Origin of the sequence: Mycobacterium sp. pUA109 (genome assembly GCF_041287095.1) — a bacterium.
GTDB lineage: Bacteria > Actinomycetota > Actinomycetes > Mycobacteriales > Mycobacteriaceae > Mycobacterium.
Genome location: NZ_JBGGKS010000015.1, coordinates 82,422 through 104,661, shown reverse-complemented (window position 1 = coordinate 104,661; position 22,240 = coordinate 82,422). Strand labels below are relative to the sequence as shown.

The 22,240-nt window shown below is 69.2% G+C and carries 24 protein-coding genes; 9 read left to right on the top strand and 15 right to left on the bottom strand.

Going from position 1 to position 22,240, the window contains the following annotated elements; genetic code table 11:
* The 4 genes from ACAG26_RS17960 to ACAG26_RS17945 all read right to left on the bottom strand — a co-directional run bounded on the left by ACAG26_RS17960 (position 1) and on the right by ACAG26_RS17945 (position 3,819).
* The gene (locus ACAG26_RS17960; RefSeq protein ID WP_370484422.1) at positions 1–1,230 is read right to left on the bottom strand and encodes a cytochrome P450; all 1,230 of its coding nucleotides are present in this window, start codon (positions 1,228–1,230) and stop codon (positions 1–3) included.
* The gene (locus ACAG26_RS17955; protein ID WP_370484421.1) at positions 1,227–1,931 is read right to left on the bottom strand and encodes an NIPSNAP family protein; all 705 of its coding nucleotides are present in this window, start codon (positions 1,929–1,931) and stop codon (positions 1,227–1,229) included. The genes ACAG26_RS17960 and ACAG26_RS17955 overlap by 4 nt, the downstream gene beginning before the upstream one ends.
* A gap of 14 nt (positions 1,932–1,945) precedes the next feature.
* Positions 1,946–2,518, bottom strand: a complete 573-nt coding sequence (locus ACAG26_RS17950; RefSeq protein ID WP_370484420.1) for a hypothetical protein — start codon at positions 2,516–2,518, stop codon at positions 1,946–1,948.
* 125 nt (positions 2,519–2,643) lie between these two features.
* Positions 2,644–3,819, bottom strand: a complete 1,176-nt coding sequence (locus ACAG26_RS17945; protein ID WP_370484419.1) for a CaiB/BaiF CoA transferase family protein — start codon at positions 3,817–3,819, stop codon at positions 2,644–2,646.
* A gap of 116 nt (positions 3,820–3,935) precedes the next feature.
* Here ACAG26_RS17945 and ACAG26_RS17940 point away from each other — a divergent pair, with 116 nt between their 5' ends.
* Together ACAG26_RS17940 and ACAG26_RS17935 are read left to right on the top strand one after the other, a co-directional pair.
* Positions 3,936–5,075, top strand: a complete 1,140-nt coding sequence (locus ACAG26_RS17940) for a phosphotransferase (protein WP_370484418.1) — start codon at positions 3,936–3,938, stop codon at positions 5,073–5,075.
* A gap of 74 nt (positions 5,076–5,149) precedes the next feature.
* Positions 5,150–5,707, top strand: a complete 558-nt coding sequence (locus ACAG26_RS17935) for a TetR/AcrR family transcriptional regulator (protein ID WP_370484417.1) — start codon at positions 5,150–5,152, stop codon at positions 5,705–5,707.
* A 3-nt stretch (positions 5,708–5,710) separates the two neighbouring features.
* On the opposite strand, the gene ACAG26_RS17930 is transcribed toward ACAG26_RS17935, so the two are convergent.
* Both ACAG26_RS17930 and ACAG26_RS17925 read right to left on the bottom strand, forming a co-directional pair.
* A complete protein-coding gene (locus ACAG26_RS17930) occupies positions 5,711–6,847 on the bottom strand; it encodes an acyl-CoA dehydrogenase family protein (protein ID WP_370484416.1) in 1,137 nt (378 codons plus the stop codon).
* Positions 6,848–6,859: 12 nt separating this feature from the next.
* Positions 6,860–7,741 carry an acyl-CoA thioesterase gene (locus ACAG26_RS17925; protein ID WP_370484415.1) on the bottom strand — a complete coding sequence of 294 codons (882 nt, stop codon included), beginning with the start codon at positions 7,739–7,741 and terminating at the stop codon, positions 6,860–6,862.
* A 239-nt stretch (positions 7,742–7,980) separates the two neighbouring features.
* On the opposite strand from ACAG26_RS17925, the gene ACAG26_RS17920 reads away from it, so the two are divergent.
* Together ACAG26_RS17920 and ACAG26_RS17915 are read left to right on the top strand one after the other, a co-directional pair.
* Positions 7,981–8,799, top strand: a complete 819-nt coding sequence (locus ACAG26_RS17920) for an SMP-30/gluconolactonase/LRE family protein (RefSeq protein ID WP_370484486.1) — start codon at positions 7,981–7,983, stop codon at positions 8,797–8,799.
* 20 nt (positions 8,800–8,819) lie between these two features.
* Positions 8,820–9,635: a thioesterase family protein gene (locus tag ACAG26_RS17915; protein ID WP_370484414.1), complete on the top strand. Its 816-nt coding sequence runs from the start codon at positions 8,820–8,822 to the stop codon at positions 9,633–9,635.
* A gap of 63 nt (positions 9,636–9,698) precedes the next feature.
* On the opposite strand, the gene ACAG26_RS17910 is transcribed toward ACAG26_RS17915, so the two are convergent.
* Entirely contained in the window at positions 9,699–10,352 is a 654-nt protein-coding gene (locus ACAG26_RS17910) for an SDR family NAD(P)-dependent oxidoreductase (protein WP_370484413.1), read from the bottom strand.
* Between the two features lie 62 nt (positions 10,353–10,414).
* Positions 10,415–12,211 carry an acyl-CoA dehydrogenase gene (locus ACAG26_RS17905; protein ID WP_370484412.1) on the bottom strand — a complete coding sequence of 599 codons (1,797 nt, stop codon included), beginning with the start codon at positions 12,209–12,211 and terminating at the stop codon, positions 10,415–10,417.
* 47 nt (positions 12,212–12,258) lie between these two features.
* Between ACAG26_RS17905 and ACAG26_RS17900 the strand changes: the two genes are divergently transcribed.
* Positions 12,259–13,146, top strand: a complete 888-nt coding sequence (locus ACAG26_RS17900) for an alpha/beta hydrolase (RefSeq protein ID WP_370484411.1) — start codon at positions 12,259–12,261, stop codon at positions 13,144–13,146.
* Positions 13,147–13,212: 66 nt separating this feature from the next.
* On the opposite strand, the gene ACAG26_RS17895 is transcribed toward ACAG26_RS17900, so the two are convergent.
* Together ACAG26_RS17895 and ACAG26_RS17890 are read right to left on the bottom strand one after the other, a co-directional pair.
* Positions 13,213–13,986 (bottom strand): SDR family oxidoreductase, encoded by a 774-nt coding sequence (locus ACAG26_RS17895; RefSeq protein WP_370484410.1) that lies wholly within the window; start codon positions 13,984–13,986, stop codon positions 13,213–13,215.
* Positions 13,987–14,001: 15 nt separating this feature from the next.
* Positions 14,002–15,135 carry a cellulase family glycosylhydrolase gene (locus ACAG26_RS17890; protein ID WP_370484409.1) on the bottom strand — a complete coding sequence of 378 codons (1,134 nt, stop codon included), beginning with the start codon at positions 15,133–15,135 and terminating at the stop codon, positions 14,002–14,004.
* Between the two features lie 223 nt (positions 15,136–15,358).
* On the opposite strand from ACAG26_RS17890, the gene ACAG26_RS17885 reads away from it, so the two are divergent.
* Positions 15,359–15,823 carry a GbsR/MarR family transcriptional regulator gene (locus ACAG26_RS17885; RefSeq protein WP_370484408.1) on the top strand — a complete coding sequence of 155 codons (465 nt, stop codon included), beginning with the start codon at positions 15,359–15,361 and terminating at the stop codon, positions 15,821–15,823.
* Positions 15,823–16,647: a class I SAM-dependent methyltransferase gene (locus tag ACAG26_RS17880; RefSeq protein WP_370484407.1), complete on the top strand. Its 825-nt coding sequence runs from the start codon at positions 15,823–15,825 to the stop codon at positions 16,645–16,647. Before ACAG26_RS17885 ends, ACAG26_RS17880 begins: the two co-directional genes overlap by 1 nt.
* Here ACAG26_RS17880 and ACAG26_RS17875 read toward each other — a convergent pair.
* Entirely contained in the window at positions 16,610–17,278 is a 669-nt protein-coding gene (locus ACAG26_RS17875) for a TetR/AcrR family transcriptional regulator (RefSeq protein WP_370484406.1), read from the bottom strand. The two genes, ACAG26_RS17880 and ACAG26_RS17875, sit on opposite strands and share 38 nt — an antisense overlap.
* Before the next feature lie 139 nt (positions 17,279–17,417).
* Here ACAG26_RS17875 and ACAG26_RS17870 point away from each other — a divergent pair, with 139 nt between their 5' ends.
* Entirely contained in the window at positions 17,418–17,543 is a 126-nt protein-coding gene (locus ACAG26_RS17870) for a hypothetical protein (protein WP_095406959.1), read from the top strand.
* A gap of 81 nt (positions 17,544–17,624) precedes the next feature.
* On the opposite strand, the gene ACAG26_RS17865 is transcribed toward ACAG26_RS17870, so the two are convergent.
* From ACAG26_RS17865 to ACAG26_RS17850, 4 genes are all read right to left on the bottom strand, one after another.
* Positions 17,625–19,046: an NAD(P)(+) transhydrogenase (Re/Si-specific) subunit beta gene (locus ACAG26_RS17865; RefSeq protein ID WP_370484405.1), complete on the bottom strand. Its 1,422-nt coding sequence runs from the start codon at positions 19,044–19,046 to the stop codon at positions 17,625–17,627.
* Positions 19,043–19,378 (bottom strand): NAD(P) transhydrogenase subunit alpha, encoded by a 336-nt coding sequence (locus tag ACAG26_RS17860; RefSeq protein ID WP_071019669.1) that lies wholly within the window; start codon positions 19,376–19,378, stop codon positions 19,043–19,045. The genes ACAG26_RS17865 and ACAG26_RS17860 overlap by 4 nt, the downstream gene beginning before the upstream one ends.
* Positions 19,378–20,472 carry a Re/Si-specific NAD(P)(+) transhydrogenase subunit alpha gene (locus tag ACAG26_RS17855; RefSeq protein ID WP_370484404.1) on the bottom strand — a complete coding sequence of 365 codons (1,095 nt, stop codon included), beginning with the start codon at positions 20,470–20,472 and terminating at the stop codon, positions 19,378–19,380. Before ACAG26_RS17855 ends, ACAG26_RS17860 begins: the two co-directional genes overlap by 1 nt.
* 339 nt (positions 20,473–20,811) lie before the next feature.
* Positions 20,812–21,273, bottom strand: a complete 462-nt coding sequence (locus ACAG26_RS17850; RefSeq protein WP_370484403.1) for a DUF1348 family protein — start codon at positions 21,271–21,273, stop codon at positions 20,812–20,814.
* Between the two features lie 120 nt (positions 21,274–21,393).
* On the opposite strand from ACAG26_RS17850, the gene ACAG26_RS17845 reads away from it, so the two are divergent.
* On the top strand, positions 21,394–22,209 hold the full coding sequence (locus ACAG26_RS17845; RefSeq protein ID WP_370484402.1) for a tyrosine-protein phosphatase: 816 nt from the start codon (positions 21,394–21,396) through the stop codon (positions 22,207–22,209).
* The last annotated feature ends 31 nt before the right edge of the window (positions 22,210–22,240 follow it).

Below are 22,240 nucleotides of genomic sequence, written 5' to 3'. Positions count from 1 at the left end.
TCACACCTCCACCGGGATGGTGTTGAAGCCCCACTGGAAGCTCGACGGTGGCCGGGAGGCGGCGTCGGAGCGGATGGTGTAGTCGGGCACCCGCCGCAGCCACTCCTGCAGCAGCACCGCCACTTCGAGGCGGGCCAGGTGATAGCCGATGCAGAAGTGCTGCCCGCGGCCGAACACCAAGGAGCGCTGGATGTTGCGGTCCCAGCGGAACTCGTCGGGGTCGGGGTATTCGCGTTCGTCGCGGTTGGCCGAGGCGATCAGCGCGATGATCCGCTGCCCGGGCTGGATCGTGGTGCCGTGCAGGGTGAATGGTTTCCGCGCGGTGCGGGCGAACCATTGCGCCGGGGCGCAGTAGCGGGTGATCTCTTCGCGCGCGACGGGCACGTTGGTGTCCAGGTCGGCGCGCACCGCCGCCAGCTGCTCGGGGTGGCGCAGCAGCTCCCACAGCCCATGGGCCACGATCTTGGGAACGGTTTCGGTGCCGCCGATGAAGATGCCCAGCATCTGGGTGGCCACCTCGGTGTCATCGAGGGCGCTGCCGTCGGGCAGCCGGTAGTCGAAAAGCCCGTCGATCACCGGCAGTTCGCCGGCGGCGGGGTTCGCGCGCCGCCGCTGCACGGCCGGAACCAGGAACTCCAGGTAGTTGGGTCGGGCGTCGGCGGTGTCCACGCCCGACCCCGGCTCGGCGAGGCTGCCGGCGTTGACGGCGGCCAACACGTCCGCGGCGCGGTCGGCGGGGATGCCGAGCAGCTCACACACGATGGTGGCCACCACGATGCCGCCGTAGTCGTGGGTCAGGTCAAACGTCTTACGCGGCAACAACGCGTCGAGGCGCTCGTTGGCCAGCTGCCGGATCCGCGCCTGCAGCGCGGCCACCGGCCGGGGCCGCAGCGGTTGGGTGTGCGCGCGCCGCATCCCGTCGAGGACCGGAGCGTCGAACACCGCATGAAACGGCATCGGGTGCAGCGGCGGATCGGCCACCGGGCCGTCGTTATGGGACGCCAGCACGGTCGCGGCGGGCAGGGTGCCCTCCGAGGCGACGAAGGTACCGTCGGCGACCTGCAATACCCGCCAGATGTCGTCGAACCGGGACAGGGCGAAGGTGTCCCACTGCGGCATGTAGTACACCGGGTGCCGATCCCGCAGAATCCGGTAGTACGGCAACGGATTCGCCATCACCGCGGCGTCGAACGGGTCGTAGGCGAAACCCGGCATCTCCAGCCCGCTCATTGCAGCGGGGAGGGGGCCAGGGCGTGCAGGATGGAATCCTCCCAGCCGTCGCGCAGCGCCGGCGCCACGCTCATCCAGGTGACGATCTCGGCCGGCGGGTGGTCTTTCCAGGACGGGTAGTGTTCGGCGAACCCGGCCCAGCCGCCGTCCAGCGCCCAATAGTGGATGACCTCGTTGTAGCGGAATGTGGTGGTGAACGACCCGAGCCAGCGTTTCCCGGTGCGCTCCGACCACGGCACGTACAGCCGTTCCAGCTCCCGGATGTAGTCGTCTTGGCGGCCCGGTTTGGTTTGCATGATCTCCTGGATCACCACCGTGGCGTCGAACTCGGCTTCCCGCAGCTGCGCCAGCGTCTTGTTGTGCGGGCCGGGGTACATGATCCGCCCCTCCCCCGACGCGGCGATCTCGGCGAGGAAGCACGCCCACGCCTCGGCGGCCGCCCGGTGGCTACCGCCGCGGGTTTGCGCGGCGCCGATGCGGGCGTAGTCGGCGAATCCGTCGATCTCCCAGATGATCGTGACCTGCGGCCAGTGCCCGTTGTACGGCGTGGTTTCCCACATCGCGAACAGCCGCGCACCCAGATCTTCCATCATGGGCTGGTAGGTGTCGACGAATGCTTGGGTGAACCGATCGCTGCGTCCGCCGCCGAGGTCGATCGTCTCGTGCAGGTAGAGCAGCGTGTGGCTGTAGTACTTCTTCATCTATCCCGGCCCGCTCACCGGGCCAACGGGATGAGGTCGACATCGACGGCGCGGCACGGCGTCAGGTCGCTGAGGAAAGCCTCGGCCGGATCCACCGCGCGGTGTGCGGCCCCCGCCGCGGCGAGCGCGTGTTTTTTGAATGCCCGCGCCGCGGCGCTGAGCCGGTGGTGGGCCGGTCGCACGGTGCGGTCCACCGGCAGCGGCCACGCGTCGCCCCAGAGGGTGACGCTGGTGCGGGTGTTGTTCAGCGCGGCGCGGACGGTGTCACCGAGACGCGCGTCGCCGGTGACCAGGTCCGCGCTGACCGCCAGCGCGCGACCGCTCACCGGTCCCGATCCGAAGGCGTCGTCCAGCGCCCAGCAACGCACCCCGAGGATCTGCAGCGCTCGCCGATCCGCGCTGCCGGGCACGAAGACGTTGACCTGCCACCCGGCGGCGCGGCGGTCATACAACCAGCCCGCCGCCGCGCCGACCACGTCGACGACGCTGGATGCCACCACATCGAGGCGGTAGCCGATGCTGTCGTCGGTGGTCCGCGGCCGCGGTGTGGGCGCGAACTCGGTGAGACCGAAAACGTGAGCGGTCACAGGTCATTCCTCCGGTCGAGGGGCTGGTGCACGGCGGCCAGCGGTCCGGTGCCAGGTGGCGTCCTGGGCCGAGCGGGGGCTGGATCGGCCGTCCGACGCGACGCACATAGCGTGACAGTTTCACATCAATCTGTAAAGCCCCGCTGCGCCTGCAGCTCGGCCAGCACCTGCTCGGTGTGCTCGCCGAGCCGCGGTGCCCGCGACCGCGGCGCACACGGCGTGCCGTGAAAGTCCGCCGGGGTGGCGACCATCGGCACCGTCGTGTCGCCGTCGGGTACATAGACCACACCACCGGCGGTGTGGAACTGATCGTCGGCCAGCACATCTTCGAGGCTGTTGATCGGCGACCAGAAGAAATCGTCTTCCCCGGCAAAGATTTCCGCCCAGTCGCCGAGCGGCTTGGTCGCGAAGATCGCGTCCAGCTCGGCGATCAGCGTGGCCGCATTGCGGGCGCGGTCGGCCGGACTCCCGTAGCGCGGGTCGGTCAGCCAGTCCGGGCGGTCCACCGCCCGGCACAGCGCCGGCCAGTGCCGCTCGGCCTGCAGGCCGACGATCCAGAACCGCCGGCCGTCGCCGGCCGCGTAGTTGTTCATGCACGGGTTGCCCATCGTCTCGCGCTGCCCGATCGCGATCGGGTTGCCGGTGAGCAGGAAGGTGTTGAGGTCGAAGCTGACGGTGTAGGCGCCTTGCCGATACAACGAGGTGCTGACCAACTGCCCGACCCCGGTCCGGGCCCGGGCGAACAGAGCCGCCCCGATCGCCGCCACCAGGGTCATGCCCGCCGAGTGATCGCCCATGCCGCCCCGCTGAAACGGCGGCGAATCGCCGGGTCGGGTCAGCAGCTGCGCCACCCCGGCGCGGGCCCAGAACGCGGCCACATCGAACGCGGCCCGGTCGGCGTCGGGTCCGGTCTCGCCGTAGCCGGTGATCAGCCCGTAGACCAGTCCGGGGTTGTCGGCCGCCACCGTGGCGTAGTCCAGGCCGAGCCGCTGCAGTGCGCCGGGCCGCACATTGGTCACGAACACGTCGGCGTCACGGAGCAATTCGCGCGCCACCGCTCGGTCCGCTTCGGCGGTCAGGTCGAGCACCACACTGCGTTTGGAGCGGTTGTCCATCTCGAACGGCGGGTTCAGGTCGCCCTCGACGCCCAGCATCCGAGCGAACGTGCGCCCCGGATCCCCGGTCGGCGGCTCGATCTTGACGACGTCGGCGCCCCAGTCGGCGAGGATTCCGCCCGCCGCCGGGGCCGCTACCCAGACGCCGAGTTCGACGACACGAACACCGTCCATTGGTCCGGTCATGGTCCACCTTCCGCCTCGGTTCGCTTCAGCAGGCAACCATGCCATCCCGGATTTGTGCGGCACCTTTACAACTTCTGTGCTATTTGTAATCTAGGGCGGTGACGGAAGGCGGCGCGATGACGCACACCACGCGGCGGGTGCCGCCGTTGCTGGCGCTGGCCGCGCATCTGGGACACGGGATTGCGCGGGTAACGACCGACGCCGCGCTGCGCGGCGTGCGGACATTTCCGCGGCGCATTGCCGACCTGGACGCCGACACGCTGACCTGGATCCTGGGACGGCGCGTGACGTCGGCGGCGGTGCTTGATGGCACCGCCGGGACGACCACCCGGGCCCGGGTGGCGCTGACCGGCGCGGGCGTCCCGGCGTCGGTGTTCATCAAAATGTCGGCCGCAGCGGCGGGCACCCGACTGATCGGCGAGCTGGGCCGGCTGGCCGAGACCGAGGTGCGGTTCTACCGCGACTTGTCGCCGCAGCTCACCGGGGTGCCGCAGGCGTTCGGCTCCGCGTTCGACGCCCTCACCGGCCGGTTCGTGCTGGTGCTGGAGGATCTGGCGGCCGAGCCGTGCGAGTTCCCGGACACCGTGCATCCCCTCGACGCGGATCACGCCGGGCGGGTGGTGGAACTGCTGGCCCGGCTGCACGCCGCCTTTTGGGGACGCCTGCCCGCCGTCGGGGCCGGCGGGCCGCTGGGCTGGCTGTACTCCGGGTCCGCCGATCCCAGTGTGCCGTTGGTGCCGTCGCTGCTGCGCCGATCGGCGCGGCGGCTGGCCGACCGTCCCGGCCTCGCGGTCGAGGACGGCCGCTTCATCATCGAGCACTATCCCGCGGTGGCCCGCCTGATCGACGCGGCGCCGCATACCGTGCTGCACGGTGATGCCCACCCCGGCAACTGCTACTTCCGCGACGGCGCGGCCGGCCTGCTGGATTGGCAAGCGGTCCGCCGCGGCCACCCGGCCCGCGACCTGGCCTACACCCTGATCACCAGCATGACCACCGCGGAGCGGCGGGCCAGTGAACCCGAGCTGGTCGGCACCTATCGGGAGGCGCTGGTCGCCGCCGGTGGGCCCGAACTCGACCGCGGCCAGTTGTGGGAGCGCTACCGGCAGGCCGCGGCCTACGCCTATGTCGCGGCGTTGGCCACCGCCGGTCTGGGCGGAATGCAAGCCGAAAACATCGCTTTGGAAGGACTGCGACGATCCGTGGCGGCGCTGGGTGACCTCGACACGGTGGCGCGGCTGCAGCAAGCGCTGTGAATCCGCGCGCCGCGGGGCCTACAGTGACACCACAACAGCACGACACATTCACCACGATTTGTAAGGTTTGAGCAGTGGATCAGCAACCGACCACGGAGCCGGACACCGTCGTCGATGACGACGGGTCGACCAAGCACCGGATTCTGCTGGCCACCGCCGAGGTGCTCAGCCGCAGCGGGCAGACCAAACTGAGCCTGTCTGAGGTGGCGCTGCAGGCCGGGGTGTCGCGGCCAACCCTGTACCGCTGGTTCGCCTCCAAGGAGGATCTGCTTGCCGCGTTCGGCGCGTTCGAGCGCCAAACCTTCGACGTCGGCATCGGCCGGGCCACCGCCGGTCTGCGAGGGACGGCAAAACTCGACGCCGCGCTGCGGTTCATCGTCGACTATCAGCACTCGTATTCCGGTGTGCGCATTGTCGATATCGAACCCGAAGTGGTGATCAAGCAACTGTCGCATGTGATTCCGGTGATGCGGTCGCGGCTGCAGCGGTTGCTGCCGGGCCCCAACGGGGCGGTCAAGGCCGCGACGGCGATCCGGCTCGCGGTATCGCACTACATGGTGCGGAGCGACGACGACGACCAGTTCCTGGCGCAGCTGCGGCACGCGGTGGGGCTAAAGGCCGCCGACGGCTGACGCCTAGGTCCGGCCGAGGCCCAGGGCGTGCCGGGCAATCATGTTGCGAAACACCTCCAACGTGCCGCCGTAGATCCCGGTCGGCGAGGCCAGCCGAAACAGGTATTCGGCGCCGCCGTCGTCGGCCGCCCCGTCGGTCTCGGCGGGCAGGCTCGACGCGGCACCCAGCAGGTCCATCAGCTCCGGCGCGATGTCCCGCATCGTCTGCGCGATCGCCACGCGGCCGAACATCCCCGCGGTGCTCAGCGCCGCCTCCATCCGGGCGACGCCGCGCCCCAACCGGTACTTCACCGACTGGTCGGCGTCGGCCGCGCCGGCCGCGATCTTGTCGACGGCCTCGGCCATCAGGAGGCCATGTTCGGTCATCGTGGCGATCCTCTGCAGGCCGTCGGCGTCACGTTCGGCCGTCCCGTGTTCCACATCGAGCGCCTCCCGCAGGATGGCCCAGCCACCGTTCACCGCGCCGATCCGGTACCGGTCGGCGACCCGCACATCGCTGTAGTAGACGATGTTGGTGCGATCCCCGTCCACGGTGCGGATGCCCTGGACGTCGATGCCCACCGAGTCCAGCGGCACCAGGAACATGGTCAGGCTCTGGTGTTTCGGCGCGTCCGGGTCGGTGTTGGTGAGCAGGAAGACGTAGCGGCTGTGGTGGGCATTCGAGGTGAACATCTTGGAGCCGTTGATGACCCAGCCGTCGCCGTCGCGCACCGCCCGGGTTTTGCACGTCGCCACATCCGAGCCGCCCTCGGGTTCGGTGTAGCCCAAGCACAGTCGGACCGCACCGGAAAGCACACCCGGCAGCACCTCGTTCACCAGTTCCGGCGCCCCGAACCGGGCCACCGTGCGCGCCACCATCGCCGTCGTACCCCAGTGAAACCACGGGGTGTGGGCTCGACCGATCTCCAGCTCGAAGATGCGCCGCCGCACCGCGGAAAAGCCGCCTTCGGATTCGGTCCGCCAATCACCGGCCAGGTAGCCGCGGGCGCCCAGCGCCAGGTGCACCCCTTCGTCAAAATTGTCGCCGGTCGCCCGGTCGCGGCGGATCACCTCGTCGGTCACCTGGGTGCGCAGGAAACCCCGCAGCTCCTCGAGGAAGGCCTCGTCGGCGTCGTCGAGGGTGACCCGCGAAAAGTCCACCTCACTGCAGCCCTATAGCCGGGCCTGGGCGGCGATCGCGGTGTCGCTGGTGCGCAACGGCCGGATCAACGCGTCCTGGGCGAAGGAGGCGAGCAATTCCCCGCCCTCGGTGTGCACGGTGCCCCGCACATACGACATGCCCGCACCGACCTGGGTGCTTTCGTGGGAGTACAGCAGCCACCCGTCCCAGGCGACCGGTTCGTGGAAGCTGACCGTGATGGTCATCGGCGCGGTGGACACCGTCAGATGCGCCTGGCTGGTGCCGATACCCTCGTGGGCCCGCATCGTCGTCGAAATCCCCAGGTGCCCGGTGAAATACGCGATGAGCGCCTTGGCCAGCTCGTCGCGGGCCGGGATCGGGTCATAGCGCAGCCAGGCGTACAGTTCCGGCGGCCCGACCTCGTCGGGACTGTTGACGTCGACCACATCCACCAGCCGCACCTCGCGTCCGATCATCGGCATCTCGCACACGTTGGCGTCGGCGGGGCCGGCGACGGCGGGACGCGGCCGGTGGTGGCGGATGACGTCGGCGGTGGGGACATCGGCCAGCACCGTGATGCTGATGCAGCGTCGGCCGTTTTGCTGCGCGCTCACCACCGCGGTGGCCGTCGAGCGGCCCTCGTGCACCACGTCGATGGTGAGTTCGACCGGGGGTCCGACCATCACCGCCCGGGCGAACACCGCGTGCACCGAGCGCACCGACTTGTCCGGAAACCGTTTGGCCACCGCGACAATCGCCTGGGCCAGCACCTGGGTGCCTTCCACCACCTGCCGCTCGTCGTCGCCGGCCAGGCCGGTGACGCCGGTGAACCGGTCGTCACCGTCGGGTGCCACGTCGAACAAGTCAAGCAGGCCGGTGACCGACCACTGCGTCTGATCGGCGTCGGTTGTCATGGTCGGGTGTACCTCCCTCTCCGGCGGCCGGCGGCCGGCGGCCGGCCACTGGCCAGCGTGACATTACTGAACCAATCTGTAAAGTCTATAGCCGTCGGCCAGCCACGGCGGAAGGGGCAGCCAGTTGGGCATCGACGCCTAGCACGCCGCGGTCGCTCGCGAGCTGGACGCGTCCCGTTGACACCACCCAGCCCATACATGACACTTTGATGATGTTTTGTAACGGCGTGGCCGATGTGCTGGCGCCCACCCCGCTGGCCGACGGCTTTTGCTTCGGCGAGGGCCCACGCTGGTTCGAAGGGCTGCTGTGGTTCTCCGACATGCTCGGCGAGGCGGTGCACACCGTCACCCTGGGCGGCGCCATGACCACGTTGCCGCTGCCCGGACACGCACCGTCCGGCCTGGGTTTTCGGCCGGACGGCGCGCTGCTGATCGCCTCCACCGCGGCCCGCCAGGTGCTGCGCTACGACGGTGAGACCACCACCACCGTCGCCGATCTGACCGATCTGGTGCCGGCCGACCTCGGCGACATGGTGGTCGACCACCGCGGCCGGGCCTATCTGGGCGCTCAGGCGTTCACCGACGGCGTCATCGTGCGCGTCGACCCCGACGGCACCGCAACGGTGGTCGCCGAGGGCCTGGACTTTCCCAACGGGATGGTGATCACCCCGGACGGACGCAGCCTGATCGTCGCCGAGTCCATCGGCCGGCGCCTGACCGCGTTCACGATCGGCGCCGACGGCGCCCTGTCGGACCGGCGGGTGTTCGCCGACGGACTCGACGGGCCGCCGGACGGCATCGCCCTGGACGCCGACGGCGGCGTGTGGGCGTCGATGACGCTGGCGCACCGGTTCGTGCGCATCGTCGCCGGCGGCGCGGTCACCCACCGCATCGACGTCGGCGATCGCGCGGCGATCGCCTGCACGCTGGGCGGGCCGGAGCGGCGCACGCTGTTTCTGCTGTCGAGCACCGACGCCTACCCGAAGCGGCTCGCGGGGACGCGACGGTCCCGCTTGGACACCGTGACCGTGGATATCCCCGGCGCGGGGTTGCCCTGACGCGCCGATAGAGGTGGACGATGACCGACTCGTACTACGAACTCGTCGAGGACACCGACCTCGGCGAGAAGTTCGTCGCGACCGACCTGGTGCGCAGCACCTGGTCGGCGCAGATTCAGCACGCCGCACCGGTGTCGGCGTTGCTGGTGCGGGCGTTGGAGCGCTGCGCCGCCCGCGACGACACCCGGCTGAGCCGGGTCGCCGTCGACCTGCTGGGCCCGGTACCCGCCGAGGGCGACCTGTGGGTGCGTGCCGAACTTGTCCGCCCCGGCAAGCAAATTGAGCTGCTGACCGCCGACATGCTGGCCCCGGGACCCGACGGCGCGCCCCGACCCGTCGCCCGCGCCAGCGGGTGGCGACTCCAACAGATCGACACCGCTGAGGTGAGGCACGCCGGCGCCGCCCCGCTGCGCCCGCTCAGCGAAGCCCGCAGCCGCAACCTGGAGAAGGATTGGGACCGCAATTACGTGCACAGCCTGGACTGGCGGTGGCTGACCGAACCGCTGTCCGACGGCCCGGGCGAATCGTGGATCACCCCGACGGTGGATCTGGTCCACGGCGAGACGATGACACCGCTGCAGCGGCTGTTCGCCGTCGCCGACGACGCCAACGGTATTGGCGCCAAACTGGATATCCGTGCGTGGACGTTCCTCAACACCGACCTGGTGGTACATGTGCACCGCGTCCCGCAGGGCCCCTGGATCGGGATCCGTGCCGAAACCCATTACGGTCCGGACGGTATCGGCACGACGGTGGGCACCCTGTTCGACGACGACGGGGCCGTCGGCGCCATCCAGCAATCCGTGCTGGTGCGCCGCCGTCCCGCGCGGACTTAGGGGCAACATTGAGATTGCGTGTGGGGTCGTGGTTTTCGACAATGCACGACCACCGGCGCAATCTCAACACATGCGCGGGATGACCTCGACGACGCGTAGGTGGCTCGGCGCGGACGGTTCGAGCAGCGCGGCGACGACCCGGCCAACGTCGTGCGGCGCCAGGCAGCCACCGGCCGGTGCCGACCGGACCAGCGACACCCGCACCCCCGACCCGACGAACTCGGCATCCAGCCCGGACAGCCATGCCTCGAGGTGCCGCTGACCGGTTCGGGCCAGCGGCTCCGGGCTGACCAGCACCACATCGCCGGACCCACGCTCGATCATCGGCGGAACGAGTTGGGCCGCCAGGTGTTGGGCGCCGACCGTGTAGGGCCCGGCCGCCGACACCAGCGGGGTGACATCGGCGACCACGACGTCGATCTCCCCCACGAGGTAGTGCGCGGAGTCCACGAACCGATCGATGGACCCGGCGTCGGCCAGATCCAGCGCAGCGGCGAACGCCGCCGCGCCGCGCGCCCGTAGCCCGGCGGCAAGGCGCTCGCACGCGTCGCCGTACCGGCTGCCCATCAGGACCAGGTCGCCGCGCTGCGCCACCTGTGCCGCGCTCGCCAGGCCGATGGGCGACGACGCGTCGGTGATCACCACGGCGCGCCCACCATGGGCGGGGCCAGCGACCGCACCGGCGGGCGCCGGCACCAACGACCGTGACTGTGGCACCGCAACAGCGTGACACTTCGGTGCATGTTTGTAAAGCACGAGGTTGTCTCGTCCCGCCCGGGTCAAAACCAGCTGGTCTGCATCTCCAGCGTGGTCCGGTCCAGGCTTTCCACCAGGTCGAGTTGCGGTGCGGTCTTGGGCAACTCGTAACGAAAGAAGAAGCTGGCGGCCTGGCGCTTGCCGTCGTAGAAATCGCCCGTCTTGCCGTGGGCGGCCAGCAGCTGTTCCAGCCACATCCACGCGACGACGATGTGGCCGAACGCCTCCAGGTAGATCACGCTGTTGGCCAGCGCGGCGTCGATATCCCCCGAGGCGAACATCGCCGCGGTCACCGCGGCCAGCCGCTGCCAGCTGGTGTCGAGCTGCGCCGCCAGCCGCGCCGGGTCGGCGCCGATCGCGGTGGCGGCCGCCACCGTTGCCGCGATCGCCGCACCCAACGCCGCCATCCGGGTACCGCCGTCCTGGACCACCTTGCGGCCCAACAGATCCAGGCTTTGAATCCCGTGTGTACCCTCGTGGATCGGGTTGAGCCGGTTGTCCCGGTAGTGCTGCTCGACATCGTATTCGCGGGTATAGCCGTAGCCCCCGTGCACCTGGATGGCCAGATCGTTGGCCGCCAAGCACCACTGCGATGGCCAGCTCTTGGCGACCGGGGTCAAGATGTCCAGCAGCAACGTCGCGGAGTCGCGTTCCGCGTCGGACTCCGGGCTGTGCTGCACGTCGACCAGCCGGGCACAGTACAGCAGCAGCGCCAGCGCCCCTTCGACGTAGGCCTTCTGCGCCAACAGCATTCGCTTGACGTCGGGGTGGTCGATGATCGGCACCTGCGCGGCTAAGACATCCTTGGCGGTGACCGGGCGGCCTTGGGGGCGTTGCCGGGCATACTCCAGCGACTTGAGGTAGCCGGTGTAGCCCAGCGCCGCCGCGCCCATCCCCACCCCGAGTCGGGCCTCGTTCATCATGTGAAACATGTAGGTCAGGCCGCGGTGCGGTTCGCCAACCAGATAGCCGACCGCCCCGGGCTCGCCGCCCGGCTGAAACCTGCCCTCCCCGAAGTTCAGCACCGTGTTGGTGATGCCGCGGAAACCCATCTTGTGGTTGAGCCCGGCCAGCACGACATCGTTGCGCTCACCGATCGACCCGTCGGCGTCGACCAGGAATTTCGGCACGATGAACAACGAGATCCCCTTGGTGCCCGGCGGCCCGCCCGGGATCTTGGCCAACACCAGATGCACGATGTTGTCGGTGAGTTCGTGGTCGCCGCCGGAGATCCACATCTTGGAGCCGAACAGCCGGTAGTTGCCGTCCGGGCGCGGTTCGGCCCGGGTGGTGATATCGGCCAGCGAGGACCCCGCCTGGGTTTCCGAGAGGCACATCGTCCCGGAGAACCGGCCGGCCAGCATCGGCCGCACGAACGCCTCGACCTGCTCGGGGGTGGCGAAGCGGGCCAGCAGGTTCGCGTTGGCGGTGGTCAGCATCAGATAGCCGGCGGTGCTGATATTGGCGGCCGACAGCCAGGCCGAGCCGGCCTGCGCGACGGTCATCGGCAGCTGGGCGCCGCCCAGGTCAGAGTCCATGGTCATGCCGAGCGCATCCGCCTGCGCGACCGCGGCCAGCGCCTCCTTGACCTCCGGAATGACTGTGACCGTCGACCCGTCGAAGGTCGGTTCGTGCGCGTCGCTCTTCTTGTTGTGCGGCGCGAAATACCGGATGGCCAGCTGCTCGAACAGGTCGAGGACGTCGGCGAACGTCTCCCGGGAATGGTCGGCGAAGCGTTGCCGCTTGGTCAGCTCGTCGACCCGCAGCCATTCGAACAACAGGAAGTCCAGATCGCGTCGCGACAACAGGGTGGATTTCATCTCGTTCCTTCCCGCGGACCCGCCTGGGAGCGTAATACCGTTGTGTCATGGCTTCTCGCGAGGATCTGCAGTTCCGCTCGGGGGACGACCGGATCAGCGCCTGGCTGTACCGACCCGATGGCGACGCGGATGCGCCCCTGCTGGTGATGGCGCACGGCCTGGGCGGCGTGCGCACCATGCGCCTCGACGCCTACGCCGAGCGCTTCCGCGCGGCCGGCTACGCCTGCCTGGTCTTCGACTACCGCAACTTCGGTGACAGCGACGGCCAGCCGCGCCAGCTGCTCTCTATCAAGATGCAGCTGGCGGACTGGGCGGCCGCGATCGGCTACGCCCGCACCCTACCCGGGATCGACCGCGGCCGGATCGCGTTGTGGGGCACCTCGTTTGCGGGCGGTCACGTGATCGCCACCGCCGCCCGGATACCGGGAATCGCGGCCGTCATCGCCCAGTGCCCGTTCACCGATGGAATCGCGTCGGCGCGGGTCATCAAGCCGGGCATCACGGCCCGCATCAGCGTCCGCGCCGTCCGCGACCTGATCGCCGCCCGGCTCGGCTGGTCACCGGTGACGGTGCCGGTCGCCGGGCGGCCCGGCGAGGTCGCGCTGATGACCACCCCGGACGCCTACCCCGGCTACCTGCGGTTGGTGCCCGAGGGCGGCGAAGTCCCCAACGAGGTGGCCGCCCGCTTCGCGCTGAAGCTGCTCCCCTACCGTCCGGGGCGGCTGGCCGCCAAGGTCGCCTGCCCGATCCTGTTTTGCGTGTGCGCCACCGACTCGGTGGCACCCGCCGGTCCGACCCGTCGCCACGCCGCCCGGGCGCCGCGCGGGGAGATCAAGCTGTACCCCGAGGGACACTTCGACATCTACGTCGGCGACGGGTTTGAGCGAGCGATCGCCGACCAGATCGCGTTCCTCGACACGCATGTCCGCGACTAGCGCGAACAGACGCAAAAGTCCCCTTTTCGGGACCGAATTGGGTACTTTTGCGTCTGCTCGGCAGTCCTAGCGGATGGTGCTGACCCCGCCGTCGACCGGGATCACCGCGCCGGTGATGTAGCTGCTGGCCCGGCTGGCCAGGAACACGGCGATCCCGGCCATGTCGTCGGGGCTGCCGATCCGGCCCAGCGGCAGCGCCGCGCCGACGGTGTCCTGACCCGCGGTCAGCAGGTGTTTGGTCATCTTGGAGGCGAACAAGCCCGGCGCGATCGCGTTGACCAGAATGTCCGGGGCGAGTTCCCCGGCCAGGTGCCGGGTCAGCATGTGGACGGCGGCCTTGCTGGCGCTATAGGAGAAGTTGTTCATGCCCTTGGCCGGCGCCCGCAGGCCGTCGACGCTGCCGGTGTTGATCACCCGGGCCGGATCGTCGGCGGTCGCGCCGGCCCGCAGCATCGGCGCCAGCGCCTGCGTCAACAACAGCACCCCTTTGACGTTGACGTCGAGCACCTTGTCGATGCCGGATTCGGGGAACTCGCCGAACGGCGCCCCCCAGGTCGCCCCGGCGTTGTTGAACAACGCGTGAATCGCGTTCTCCCGCTCGGCCAGTCCGGCGGTCAGCGCGGCGACGCCGTCGGCGGTGCCGAGGTCGGCCGGGATCGCGTGCACCGTTCCGTGCGTCGCCAGCTCGCCGACCGCGGCGTCGAGTTCGGCCTCCTTGCGGCTGGACAAATACACCGTCGCGCCGGCCCGCAGCAGTCCCCGCGCCATCATCACGCCGATTCCGCGGCCGCCGCCGGTGACCACGGCGACCTTTCCCTGCAGTCCGAAGAGGTCAGTCATGGTGATCAGTGTGCGCTACGACGGCCGCACCCCGGTCAGCGCACGGATGGTTTGGCTTTCGCTGTCCTGGAAGGCCCGCCCGTCGGGTCGCAGCAGGTCGTGAAACCAGACCTTCGGGATGGTGGTGTAGGGGTGATCCCAGGAATCCCACGGGAAGTAGGTCTGGGTCTTCCCGGCGACCAGACCCCAGTTGAACGCGCCGACGTTGTGCCGCTGCGCAATTGGCAGGATCTTTTCCACCGTGCTGCCCTGGGGGCGCGCCATGTATTCGGTGCACATGATCGGCCGTCCCAGCGGGGCCAGTTCGGTGATGCGGTTCTCGAAGTCCGACGGTTCGGCGTAGCTGTGGAAGGTGACCACGTCGGAGTTGTCGAGCTGAATGCCGGCGATGGTGCTGCGGCTGCCCGCATCCCAGTCGCCCTGCCACACCCCACTGGTCAGCGGCTGACTGGGGTCGACCGAACGGGCCCACCCGAACACCTGGGGCAGCAGGTCGGCGACCCGATCGAATTTGTCGCTGGGCTCCAGGCTGCCGTACACCTTCGCCGGGTTGTCCGGCTCGTTCCACAGGTCCCAGCCCAGCACCCGGTCGTCGTTGCGGAATTGGGTCAGCACCCCGGTGACGTAGGCCTGCAGGGTCGGCCGGTAGCGGGGGTCCGCGAGGCGTTCGGCGCCGGGGCTTTGCACCCACCCGGAGTTGTGCACCCCCGGCTTGGGTGCGCGCTGGCGCCCGGCCCTGGGGTGCGGATCCCAGCAGGAGTCAAAGAACACGAACAGCGGTTTGATGCGGTGCCGCGCGGCGATACCGACAAATTGCGCCAACCGCAGCTGAAAACTGCGCGAATCCTGGGCCCACAGCTGATCGTGCAGGAAGACCCGCACCGTGTTCAGCCCGTGGAAGCGGGCCCAACCCAACTCGGTATCGATGCGCCGCGGGTCGTAGGTGCCGGTCTGAAACATCTCCAGCTGGTTGATCGCGGTGGAGGTGATGAAGTTCGCGCCGACAAGCCGACCCTGCGCTTGATACCAACGGCTGGCGCGGTCCGGTGACCATCGGGCGGGTTGTTCCGCCGCGGCGCGGGGGACCTGGGTCAGCGCGGTACCGGCCGCCATCAGCAGCGGTAGTTTCAGGGCCATTCGACGGTTCACGCACTGACGGTAATTTGCCCGGGTCGCTGTCCCCGGTATCTGGGTGCCGCGTCGCGACAGTTTCGGTCCGGATTGTTATCTCCCCGTCACCGGCCGGGTTTCCGCCCGGTCGGCGGGCCGGTCGTCGACACCGCTCTGACCTCGCCTTGACATCCCATCGCCGCCACCGCTACGTTGGTGACGTTCAGGATGGACTGAACGTACTGATTAATCGAGGTGGTCAATGTCTCCCGGTGAAGCCGAGTTCGTCGACCGGATCGGGTTGTTCTTCGAAGCCATCGGAGGCACCCGCACCATGGGCCGCATCTACGGCTGGTTGATGATCTGCGATCCGCCGCAGCAGTCGTTGGCGGCGCTGGCCGCGGCGTTGTCGGTGAGCAAGGCGTCGGTCAGCACCGTCGCCCGCCAACTGCAGGACGGCGGCATGATCGAGCGACTGCCCGCGGCCACCCGCCAGCATCAGTACCGGGTCACCCCGGGCGGTTTCACCCAGGTGCTCACCGCGCAACTGAGCCGGATGCGCGGCGGTATCGACACCGCCACGTTCGGTCTGTCGCTGCTGAGCGCGGACCGCGTCGAACAGCGGGAACGGTTGGAGGACTTCCGGGACTTCTGCGACTTCTGCACCAGCGACGGCGACGAGATGACGCAGCGGTGGGCGAAGTTTCGCGCCGAACGGAGGACATGATGACGACGCAGCCCGACAAGGTCGACTTCCGCGGCGTGCGCTGGGGCTCGGTGGAGTGGACGAATCTGTGCACGCTGTACCTGCGGGCCTACGAAAGTCGGTCGGCGCAGCCGGTTCTCGGCGACCGCGCGGCCGCGGCGGCCGTGGACCGCATCGACTACGACTTCGCCCGGGTGCACCGGTCCGTCCAGCCGTGGACCTACCAGTTCCTGGTGGCGTTGCGCGCCAAACAGCTTGACGAGTGGGCGGCCGACTTCCTGGCCCGTCACCCCGACGCCGTGGTGCTGCATCTGGGCTGCGGGCTCGACACTCGGGTCGAGCGCCTGCAGCCGCCCGCCGGGGTGCAGTGGTTCGACGTCGACGTGCCGCAAGTCATCGGGTTGCGGCGTGCGCTGTACGACGACCGCACCGGCTACACGATGATCGGGTGCTCGGTCACCGACCCCGGCTGGCTCGAACGGGTACCGACCGACCGTCCCACGTTGGTCGTCGCCGAAGGCCTGCTGATGTACCTGGCCGCCGCCGAGATCCGGGATCTAATGCACCGGTTGACCGATCGATTCGACACCGGCGAACTGCTGGCCGACCTGCTGTCCGAATCGGGCCCGCGGCTCTCCAAGATCTTCACCAAGGGCATCGTCAAATGGGGCACTCGAGACGGTCACGAGCTAAGCGAGTGGAACCCGCGGCTCAGCCTGGTGCAGACCGCCGCGTTCCTCGATCCGGCGAAGATCCCGGCCACGCCGCAACGCGTCCTGTACCGCCTCGTCGGGGCGTTCCCGGCGGTCAGGAACTACGACCGGCTGTATCGATTTCGGTTCTGACGCCCAGCGGCGACTCCACCCGGGTCGCCTCGTCGCGGATCAGGCCGCGCAGCAGCGCGGTGCTGAACTCGGCGGCGATCTCCTTCGCGGTGCGCCGGCCGCTGGGCCGCAGCCAGCGGTAGCTGCTCAACGTCATCCCGATGTAGCCCAGCGCCAACACATGCGAGTCGCAGTCATAGAACTCGCCGCTGGCGATGCCGCGGTCGATCAGCCCGTGCACATGCTCGTAGACCTTGATCTCCTGCTCGCGGATCGTGGCGACCTGTTCTTCGGTGAACCACTCGGTGATGTAGGGCTGCTCCTGGAAGTACACCGCGGCGCCTTCCAGGTTGGTGGCGATCTGGGTCAGCAGCCGCACCGTGTACTGGTAGAGGGCTTCCCGCGCGGTCCAGGACGGGTCGTCGTGGACGGCGGCCAGCGTGCGCTCGGCGGCCTGTTGGTAGATGTCGTAGAGGATCAGCGACTTGCTGGCGTAGTAGTGGTAGACGGTGGCCTTGTTCAGCCCGACCACGTCGGCGACGTCGTCCATCCGGGTGCCGTGGTAGCCGCGGGCCGCGAACAGCTTGGTGGCGACGGCCAGCAGCTCCTCGCGGCGGGTCAGGCCATTGGTGGTGGTGCTCTCGGATGGCATGGTTCTCACTATCGGCAGGGCGGGTTGTCACCCGGAGTCAATCAACTGGTTGGATAGTCTAGGCAATGCCGCCGCTCCGGTGTTGGCGGGACGCCGACGGGGCTAGACTCACCAGGCGGGTGACGCGAGGAGGCGACCGATGGATCCGAACCCGGATTACGACGCGACCGACGAGATCGAGTACTTCTTCAACTACGTCTTTTGGGGTTTGCGCGGCGTGACCGACGGCCAGGGCTACCCCCCGCCCGCATATCCCCCGGTCTAACCCGCACCGGCTCCCGCGCGAGCAGACGTAAAAGCCCCCGATTTCCGCTGGAAATGGGGGCTTTTACGTCTGCTCGGCGGGCTACAGCGCCTTGAGCTCCTCGATGACCTCCGACACCGACTTCTTGGCATCCCCGAACAGCATGGTGGTGCCCTCGCCGTAAAACAGCGGGTTGTCGATCCCGGCGAAGCCGGAGTTCATCGACCGCTTGAGCACGATCACCGACTTCGCCTGATCCACGTTGAGGATCGGCATCCCGTGGATCGGGCTGGACGGGTCATTGCGCGCGGCCGGGTTGGTGACGTCGTTGGCGCCGATGACGATCGCCACGTCGGTGCGGGCGAACTCGTCGTTGATGTCGTCCATGTCCTTCATCGCGTCGTAGTCGACCTCGGCCTCGGCCAGCAGCACGTTCATATGCCCGGGCATCCGGCCGGCGACGGGATGGATGGCGAACTTGACCTGCACCCCCTTGTCCTCGAGCAGGCTGGCCATGTCCTTGACGGCGTGCTGGGCCTGCGCGACGGCCAGGCCGTAGCCGGGCACCACGATCACCTGGTTGGCGTAGGACATCTGGATCGCGGCGTCGGCCGCCGAGGTCGCGGTCACGTGCTTGTCGCCGCCGCCATCGGCACCGGGCGCCACCCCGCCGCCGCCGAAGCCGCCCATCACGATCGCCGGAATCGACCGGTTCATCGCCTTGGCCATCAGGTTGGTCAGGATCGACCCGGAGGCGCCGACGATCATGCCGGCCACGATCATCGCGGTGTTGTTCAGCGCCAGCCCGGCCGCCGCCGCCGACAGCCCGGTCATCGCGTTGAGCAGCGAGATGACCACCGGCATGTCGGCGCCGCCGATCGGCAGCACCACCATCAGGCCCAACACGGCGGCCGCGACCAGCAGGCCGATCATCCACCACAACGCCACGCCGCCACCGGGATGCGCCCCCAGCCCGATGACCACGGCGGCGGCCACCGCCGCCGCCAGCAGCAGCACGTTGAGCGGCTGCTGCAGCCGGCCGATGCCGATCGGCCGGCCGGAGATGATCTCCTGCAGCTTGCCGAACGCGATGATCGAGCCCCAGAACGAGATCGACCCGACGATCGCGGCGAACAGCGACGCCACCACGACGTGCACGGTCGGGTTCTCGCCGTGCTGGAAGTTGGCGAAGCCGTCGGTGTCCATGAACTCCGAGAGCGCGATCAGCGCCACCGTGCCACCGCCGACGCCGTTGAAGAACGCCACCAGCTGCGGCATCGCGGTCATCTTGGTCAGCCGCGCCGGCGGGACACCGAGCACCACCCCGAGCACCAGCCCGGCGATGATCAGCGGCCAGTGGTCGGTGTCGCGGATCAGGATCAGCGTGGCCACCACCGCGATGGCCATCCCGACCGCGGCGATCAGGTTGCCCCGCACCGCGGTCTTGGGCCCGGTCAGGCCCATCAGGCCGTAGATGAACAGCGAGAACGCGACAATGTAGAGGATCGTGACCAGGTAGTTCATTTCGCGGCCGGCTCCTCAACCTTCGCGACCTGCTTGCCGGGCTTTTTGCCCTTGAACATGCCGAGCATCCGGTCGGTGACGATGAACCCGCCGATGACGTTCAAGGTGCCGAACACCAGCGCGACGAACAGGATGATCTGCTGCGCCAGCGAGGGGTGCTCGACCCGTCCGAGCACCAGCAGCGCGCCCAGCACCACGATGCCGTGGATGGCGTTGGTGCCCGACATCAGCGGGGTGTGCAGCGTGTTGGGCACCTTGGAGATCACCGCGAACCCGACGAACCCGGACAGCACCAGGATCGCCAGGTTGGCCAGCAGGTCGTCGTAGAGCATCAGGCGTCCTCTCCAGTTCGGGTCACACACGCCGCCGCGACCACCTCGTCGCCGAAGTCCGGGGCCAGCTTGCCGTCGGTGACCAGCAGCTCCAGCAGCGCCGTGATGTTCTTGGAATACAGCTCGCTGGCGTGCTCGGGCATGGTCGCCGGCAGATTCAACGGGGAGGCGATGGTGACGTCGTGGCGGACGACGGTCTGGCCGGGTTCGGTCAGTTCGCAGTTCCCGCCGGTCTCCCCGGCCAGGTCCACCACCACGCTGCCGGCCTTCATGCCCTCCACCGCGGCGGCGGTCACCAACCTGGGCGCCGGACGGCCGGGCACCAGCGCGGTGGTGATCACCACGTCGAAACCGGTGATCGCCTGCTCCAGCGCTTTTTGCTGCTGTTCGCGTTCGGCGTCGGTGAGCTCCCGGGCGTAGCCGCCCTCCCCGGCCGCGTCGATGCCGAGGTCGAGCCACTGCGCCCCCACCGACCGCACCTGGTCGGCCACCTCGGGGCGCACGTCATACCCGGTGGTGCGCGCCCCCAGCCGCTTGGCGGTGGCCAGCGCCTGCAGCCCGGCCACCCCGACGCCGAGCACCAGCACGGTGGCCGGCTTCACGGTGCCCGCCGCGGTGGTCAGCATCGGGAAGAACCGGGTGGACTCCGAGGCCGCCAGCAGCACCGCCTTGTACCCGGACACGTTGGCCTGCGAACTCAACGCGTCCATCACCTGGGCCCGGGAGATCCGCGGGATCGCCTCCAACGCGAACGCCTGCACCCCGGCGGCGTTGAGCGCGTCGATCTGGTTGTCGGCGTTGCGGGGAGCCAGGAACCCGATCAGGGTTTGGCCGTCGCGCAGCCGGCCCACCTCCGCGGCCGTCGGCGGCGCGACCTTGACGACGATCTCCGCCGCCCAGGCGTCCCCGACGGTGGCACCCGCCTCGGTGTAGAGCTGATCGGGCAGCAGCGCGCGTTCACCCGCACCGGATTCGACGACGACGGCGACGCCGCTTTTCACCAGGGACGCGACCGCCTTCGGGACCAGCGCCACGCGTCGCTCGTCGCCCCCGGATTCGGCGACCACCCCCACCGTTGTCTGCGTATCGGTCACAACCGCCGTTCCTCCTCATCGGCCCGCCCCGCATCGTCGCTGGCGGTCCCCACGCCTGGCTCGTTCCACTTGCCTGCCGGAACCGGACAAGTGCATACGCCTCGTCACACTAACCGGTCACCCCCGCCATCGGAGATTTTCCGCCCTCCCGCAGGCCGGCTACACCACCCTGCCCGTTTGGCATCACGGGAACGTTACGGGTGGTCAGCGGGCCGCTGCTCCGCTAGCCGGTCGGACAACGCCACAACGGGATCCGCTGTCGTCACAACAGGATGTTGTGCCGGTTCTGCGATGCGCGGCGCGGATCCGGGGGTAGCTGTTAGGCGGCCCCGTCCCGGGTCACCACAGCGGGATGTCGTGGCCATGTTCCGATAGCGGCCGCGGACCGAAATAGCGCCGCTCCGAGGCGGCGATCGGCACGTCGTTGATGCTGGCCTCCCGGCGCGACATCAGCCCGGTCGCGGTGAACTCCCACAGCTCGTTGCCGTAGCTGCGGTACCACTGCCCGGCCGCGTCGCGCGACTCGTACTGGAAGCGCACGGCGATCCGGTTGTCGTGGAAGTCCCACAGGCTCTTGCGCAGCGCATAGTCCAGTTCCCGTTGCCACTTGCGGGTTAAGAACGCCACGATCTGGGCGCGGCCGACGATGTGCTCGTCGCGGTTGCGCCACCGCGAGTCGGCGGTGTACGCCCGGCTCACCGCGACCGGGTCGCGGGTGTTCCACGCGTCCTCGGCGGCCTGCACCTTCTGCGTCGCGGTCTCGGCGGTGAACGGCGGAAACGGCGGGCGGCTCTCGGTCATGACCCCATATCTACCGCGGCATCTACCGCTGGTCGACAGGTGTCATATCGTGGCGGGCATGGACTTCGCGATGTCGGCCACGGCGGCCGACCATCACCAGCGGTTGGCGGTGACCTCGCAATGACCACCGACGTGCGAGAACTGGACGGAGCGTGGAACTTCCGCGACGTCGCCGACGCCACGACGATCGCGCCGGGCTGGCTGTTCCGGTCCGGTGAGCTGAGCGAGCTGGCCGAGGCCGGCCGCACCGAACTGCGCAGGCTGGGAATCACCGACGTCGCCGACCTGCGATCGCCCCGCGAGGTGGAACGCCGCGGGGCGGGCCGGGTACCCGACGGCGTGCACATCCACTTGCTGCCGTTCCCCGACCTGGCCGACGACCACGGCGGCAACGACGAGTCCCCGCACGAGCATGCGTTCCGGCGACTGATGACCGAGCGGCCCGATGCCGAGTCGATCGCCGACACCGCCGCCCGGTACATGACCGAGGAGTACCGCCGCTTCCCGACCCTGCCGGGCGCGCGACGTGCGGTGCACCGCGTGATCACGCTGCTCGGCGCCGGCCACCGCGTGCTGGCCCACTGCTTCGCCGGCAAGGACCGCACCGGGTTGACCATCGCGGTGGTGCTGGAGGCGGTCGGCATCGACCGGGACGCCATCATGGCGGACTACCTGCGCAGCAACGACGCCGTACCGCAGCTGCGCTCGAAGATCCTGGAGATGATCTCCGAACGCGCCGGCGCCGGGGTGACCCCGGAAGTGGTGACGTTCAGCGAGGCCCGCCTGACCGACGAGGTCCTCGGGGTGCGCGCGGACTACCTGGATACCGCGCGGCGCGCCATCGACGACAACTACGGCTCCATGGCCGGCTTCCTGCGTGCGGCCGAGGTGACCCGCACCGACCTGGACCGGCTGCGCAGCGCGCTGCTCGGCTGACCGGTTTCCGTAGCGGTTCGGGCGGCCCGCG